This window comes from Flavobacterium sp. T50_26 (genome assembly GCF_057652995.1).
Map to the genome: position 1 here is coordinate 103917 of NZ_JBYFCC010000013.1, position 6054 is coordinate 109970.

Genomic DNA, 6054 nt, shown 5'->3' on the forward strand with positions numbered 1-6054 from the left:
TGCGTGTTATCGAAAGCCTTGTAATATGCTTTTTTAGCCGTGTTTTTTAACTTAAGTTTGTTGATAGTTATGGGTTTAGGTTGAAATGCTGAAAGCCTGTAATTTAGAAATATAACCGTGTAAAACGCCCCAATCTTTTTGCACAGAGAACCTACAAATCAAATTTATTTTAAAAAAGCAAGACCAGGAGTAGTTTCCTGATTTTTGTATTCAAAAGATTTCGTAGGTTTATGATGCACTCTTACCTCATTCTTGACGATGATAGCAAAAGCATTTTGAAAATCCAGTCCGTAATGGAAGGGTTTTCAAATTTTCAGCTTATGGCTACTGCGACAAATTATGAGGACGGATTAAATGCCATTTTAGAGTATCAACCTGATTTTGTTTTTTTAGAGATCAATCCGCTTTCCTCTTCTTCTAATCTTTCTTTGTTGATTATAAATGAATTGCATCGTTTTTTAAAGAAGACTCCCAAAATTATTGCTATTTCGCACGATACAAGCAAAGCGTTTGAAGCGGTTAAGTATGATGTATTGGATTTTTTGGTAAAACCATTTGCCGAAGCAGATGTTCGTAAAGCATTGTTACGTTTTGAAAAAAATAATGATATTCCTGTTATTCGTTTAAATCCTGAGCCACGAAAAATTGTGGAATTCAAAATTATTGAACCAAATCCTGAAGTTCAAGAAAACGACAATTTAGCGAGAGAGTTAATTCCAATACAGCCGGAACCTATTCAAGTTAATGCGGTGAATGAAGAATTGATTACGCTTTTAAAAACAGAGCTGTCCGGTTTGAAAGAGGCTATTTTGGAAATGGCCAATCATCAGAAACCTGCGTTTGATTCTGAATCGATTACTTCACAAATAATTGCAACAATAGAAGAATCTCTTCCAAAGGAAAATACAACAATAGATTTAGAACCTATTCTTACCGAAATTAAAAACATCACATTTGATTCTCCAAAAACGATTGTGGCAAATGATGAAGTGCACCGCAATTTAATTTGCATAAAATCGTATGGCGATTATCGATTTTTAGAATTGGACGAAATTGCTTTTTTGAAAGCCGATAACAATTCTACCGATATTACCTTAAACAACGGTGAAGTAATTACGGCTTTTAAAACCTTAAAATATTTTGAAGAAAATCTTCCTTCCTATTTCTTCAGAATACATAATAGTTATATTGTGAATAAAAACTATGTTTCACGAATTCATACCGGAAACACGGTTTGCTACATTAAAAACTCGAAAACACAACTCCCGTTTTCCAAGAGCTACAAAGACAATGTAGAGCAAATTATAGCCCAATTAGCGGGGTTAGAATTCAAAGACATTTAAAACAAGTTATTCTACCAAGATTTTAGGTTATTCCACAACCAAACGAATACAATCCACCATTAACCCCTTGATTTTGTTGGTTGTAGACGATATGCACTATACTTTTACACCGTGAATGATTGTGTCCACGTGATGCATTTGATTATTTAAAAACTAATAAATATATGTGCCAAGCATTCACTCAACTAAATACGAAATTCAACTTATAACTTAATATCACAACATTATGAAAACTTTATTCGCATTATTAGGACTTTTTATGTTTGCTTCTGTTTCTTCATCTGACTTATCAGTAAATTCATCATCTGAAAATGGAGATGGAGGTTCATTAGGGGGCGGAAGAAAAGTTCTCGTTATCCAAGTGTCTGAAAATGGAGATGGAGGATCTTTGGGTGGAGGAAGAAAAGTATTGGTTATACAATAGCTTTTAGAAACTATATATTAAATTTTACAATATTTTAAATCTTTTTAATACTTTTGATGTTTAAATCAATAGTATTGAAAAGATTTTTGTTGTTTTTATTTATCATTGTGCTATTTTCTTGTGAAAATCATTCTTTTACAAACGAGAAGAATGAAAGTCTACAAGATAGTATAAACCTTTTAATTGATAAAGCTAACAACTACGAATTATCGAAATCCCAAGCACTAAATTATTTAGTTAAGGCAGAAAGTCTTGTTAATTCTCTGCCAAAGGACTCAGTGTATTTTAAAAATAAGGTTTATGTTGGCTTTATTTATTATAATTTGGGAATTAAAGAAAAGTATAAAACTATATCCTTTGAATTAGTAGATGATGCTATAGAATCTAAGGATTCTTTTTATCTTGCACGAGCCTATAGTTATATTGGAGATTATTATACTGATAAAGTTGTAATGGATAGTGCTGTAATCAATTATCAAAATGCTGAAAAAATTTATTTTGGTATTAAAGACAACATTGGTATCGGTAGAATGCATGTAAAGATGGCTACTGCTAAATTTCGTGCTAGAGATTACTTGGGAAGTGAAAAGTCAGCTATTATGGCTTTGACTTATATAAGACTTGCAAATAATAAATTATTGGAATATGAAGCTAATAGTACTTTAGGATTAGCTTGTGTTGAAACCAAAGATTATGAAAAAGCAAATGAATATTTCCTAAAAGCATATACAATTGCGAAAGAGGAAAATTTAGAAAATCTCGGTCAATACCAGTCAAAAGCTATTTCATTAAATAATTTGGGGTTTTTAAATTTGAAATCAGGTAATTATAAAGAGGCTCTAAGCTATTTTAATCAAGCTAATCAAGATCCTAATTTAAGTATTGAATTTCCAGAACTTTATGCTACTATACTAGATAATAAAGCAAAAGCTAAATTGAAGTTAGGAGACTTTACAAATTTACCCGGTGAATTTTTAGAACCTTTGAAAATTAGACGAAATTTTAATCTTTCTCCTGAAATTGTAAATAGCAATATCAATTTGTCTGAATATTATCAAGTAAAGGGTATTGCAGATAGTGCTATATATTATGCTCATGAAGCCTATAATTTAGCAAAAAAAACAAATATTTTAAACTTGAAACTAATTTCGGTTCAACAATTAAGTAAAGTAGATACGAGTAATGAAAGTAAACTTTCAAGAGAGCAAATCTATTTGACAGATAGTTTATTACAAGCCGAACGTAACGTTTCCGAGAAATTTGCCCGTATAGAATATGAAACCGATGAGTTCAAAAGGCAAAAAGAACAATTAGCCATTCAAAACCGCAATATCATTCTTTTTGCATTATTGGCTGTTTTTATTGTGGTGCTGTTGTATATCATTCGTGACCAGAGAAGCAGAAATAAATACTTTAGATTGCGAGAAGAACAGCAAAAAGCCAATGAGGAAATCTATAGCCTGATGTTAAGTCAGCAGAAAAAGTTAGATGAGGTTGTTATCAAAGAAAAACAACGCATCGGCCAAGAATTACACGATGGTGTTCTAGGTCGTTTGTTTGGAGCACGACTTAATCTGGACAGTTTAAACAAAAAAGGTGATGAATTGGCAATCGCCGGAAGAGATCACTACATCTCTGAACTCAAGTTTATTGAACAAGATATTCGTGAAATCTCGCACGAATTGAGTCGTGAAAAATTTGCACTAATTAATAATTTTGTGGCAATTTTAACCAATCTGTTTGAAGAACAAAAAAATCTGTCAGAAAACACCGATTTCAAATACATTATTGACCAAGCAATAAAATGGGATAAGGTGGATAACGATTTAAAAATTAATATCTATCGAATAATTCAGGAGTCATTGCAAAACATTAATAAATATGCAAAGGCTAAGAATGTTTCAGTTAACTTACTAAAAGATGCGGATAACCTTCATGTATCAATAATTGATGACGGAATTGGTTTTGAAGTTTCTAAAAAGAGTAAAGGAATTGGCTTGCAAAATATTTCTTCGAGAGTAGCAACGTGCAAGGGAACTTTTGAGATTAAATCAAAACCCGGTAAGGGGACAACAATTACGATTGATTTGCCGTTTAAAAAATAATTTTTAAAACAAACACTTTTGAATTTATCAAAAGTGTTTTTTCTTTTTTATATTTGAATGTTAATTTCAACCAAAAATACAACCAACAACTAAATCATGTCAAAAAATTACCAAATCGTTATTGTTGATGATCATCCCTTTATCATCGAGGCCTATAAAAATGCGTTAAAGAGTTACAGTGCAAATTCATTTGAATATACTACCACACAAGCAAACAATTGCAAGATGGCTTATGAAACCATCACCAATGCAACACAGGCGTTTGATATTGCATTTTTAGACATCAGTATGCCGCCTTATGAAGAAAAAAACATCATGTCGGGCGAAGATTTGGCCAAATTACTCAGAAAACACATGCCGGACTGCAAAATTATTTTACTCACGATGCATACGGAACTAATTAAAATAAATACCATCATTAAAGAAATAAATCCAAACGGATTAATCATCAAAAACGATTTAACTTTTGATGAATTATTACATGCGTTTGATAAAATTTTGAATGATGATAATTATTACAGTCAGACAGTTGTGAAGTTTGTAAGTCAATCACAATATGAAAATTTACAAGTAGATGAGTTTGACAAACAAATTTTATATCATTTGTCTAAAGGAATTAAAACCAAAGATATTCCAAGTTATGTGCCACTTTCCTTGAGTGCAATTGAGAAGCGAAAGCTCAATTTAAAAGAGATTCTTCACGTCAAAGGAAGTAGTGATATCGAACTGATTACGGAAGCAAAAAGCAAAGGGTTGATTTAGTCAACTCTTTTTTATTATACTAAACCGTAGTAAAATTGGCATAAAACCGCAACAAGATTTGCGGTAAACCGTAACTAATTATCTGAAAATCAATTTACTTTTACATCGAGTTAGTTAGCATACTGAAGTTTCCGAGCAACCTAAGAACGAAAGAAGAGTAAACCGAAAAATACCACCCTTTTGTAAGTCCCCAAGACTTGACCTACTAATCGGGAACTCAAAAAAAATTTTAAAAGCGATAGGCCCCAAACTATCGCTTTTTTGTTTGCTCTTTTGCCACGTTTGTTTTTTTGCCACGAATTGCACGAATCTCGCGAATTTTTACAACGGATGTGAGGATTTAAAGAAATCGAAAAAAAGCAAAAATTTAATCAGTGAATCAGCGGCTAAATTAATTACGGGAAACCGCAACAAAAAAAGCAGAAACCCGTAACACATTGTGAGTGAACCCGTATTTAGATTTTAAAGTTACCGATATATCTTTACATCATCAATAACGACATAATTATTCATAATTAAAAATATTGCCCAAAGAACGTTCTAAGTAGCCAACATCGAAAAAGAAATACCACCCTTTTGCCCCAACGAAAGATCTGATTCAACCAAAAACAGCTACTTAAAAAAGTTAAACACTAGAAAAAGCGATGCACCCCAATGCAACGCTTTTTTTGTTTTAAGTAAGTTGCCAATGTAATAGGAGTTGTAGGGTTTAGAGTGTAAAGCTTTGTTAAAGTTTCAAACTTTGACAAAGCTGACTATAAAGAAGTGAATCAGCGAAAAAAAATTACGGGAAACCACATCAAAAAAAGAAGAAACCCGTAACACATTCTGAGTAAAACCGTATTTAGATATCAAGTAGGGCGGTATATCTTTACATCATCAATAACGACATAATTATTCATAATTAAAAATATTGACCCAAGAACGTTCTAAGTAGCCAACATCGAAAAAGAAATACCACCCTTTTGCCCCAACGAAAGATCTGATTCAACCAAAAAACAGCTACTTAAAAAAGTTAAAACCAAAAAAAGCGATACACCAATTGTATCGCTTTTTTTGTTTTCTAGAAATGAATTAAATAAAACCTAAAATTTAATTTACGAATTTGTTGTTAAACCCAAAAAAAGCACTAAAAAACGTCAACGTTGGCGTCTTGAACGTCAACGTTGACATAGTGGATGACAAATTTGACGTCACGGACGTCAAATTTGGCGTTGTTGATGCCAACGTTGACGTAAATAACGTGAACGTTGACGTTTTTGACTCATTTTATGGTTTGTTTTGGATGAATTTTGTTTTGATTTACTTTCTCATGAAAACAGATCTCTTCCCTGCACTGAATCGCGTATTCTATGATGAATTACAACAAAAAGTTTAATTATTTAACTTGCAAATTTATAGATGTCGATATAAGGTGTTT

At 31.9% G+C, this 6054-nt stretch carries 4 protein-coding genes; all 4 read left to right on the forward strand.

All coding sequences use genetic code 11. The features are described from left to right. Positions 1–320: 320 nt before the first annotated feature. The 4 genes from AC23MC_RS09650 to AC23MC_RS09665 all read left to right on the forward strand — a co-directional run bounded on the left by AC23MC_RS09650 (position 321) and on the right by AC23MC_RS09665 (position 4634). Positions 321–1343, forward strand: coding sequence for a response regulator transcription factor (locus AC23MC_RS09650; RefSeq protein ID WP_487568078.1), 1023 nt, complete (start codon positions 321–323; stop codon positions 1341–1343). Positions 1344–1569: 226 nt separating this feature from the next. Beyond that, positions 1570–1767: a hypothetical protein gene (locus AC23MC_RS09655; RefSeq protein WP_487568077.1), complete on the forward strand. Its 198-nt coding sequence runs from the start codon at positions 1570–1572 to the stop codon at positions 1765–1767. A gap of 74 nt (positions 1768–1841) precedes the next feature. Next, on the forward strand, positions 1842–3872 hold the full coding sequence (locus AC23MC_RS09660) for a tetratricopeptide repeat-containing sensor histidine kinase (RefSeq protein ID WP_487568076.1): 2031 nt from the start codon (positions 1842–1844) through the stop codon (positions 3870–3872). Between the two features lie 96 nt (positions 3873–3968). Beyond that, positions 3969–4634, forward strand: a complete 666-nt coding sequence (locus tag AC23MC_RS09665; RefSeq protein WP_487568075.1) for a response regulator — start codon at positions 3969–3971, stop codon at positions 4632–4634. Positions 4635–6054: the final 1420 nt, after the last annotated feature.

Excerpts from the sequence above, each read along its gene's own strand:
- AC23MC_RS09650 (WP_487568078.1), top strand. The coding sequence starts at position 321 with ATGGCTACTGCGACAAATTATGAGGACGGATTAAATGCCATTTTAGAG.
- AC23MC_RS09665 (WP_487568075.1), top strand. The coding sequence starts at position 3,969 with ATGTCAAAAAATTACCAAATCGTTATTGTTGATGATCATCCCTTTATC.
- AC23MC_RS09655 (WP_487568077.1), top strand. The coding sequence starts at position 1,570 with ATGAAAACTTTATTCGCATTATTAGGACTTTTTATGTTTGCTTCTGTT.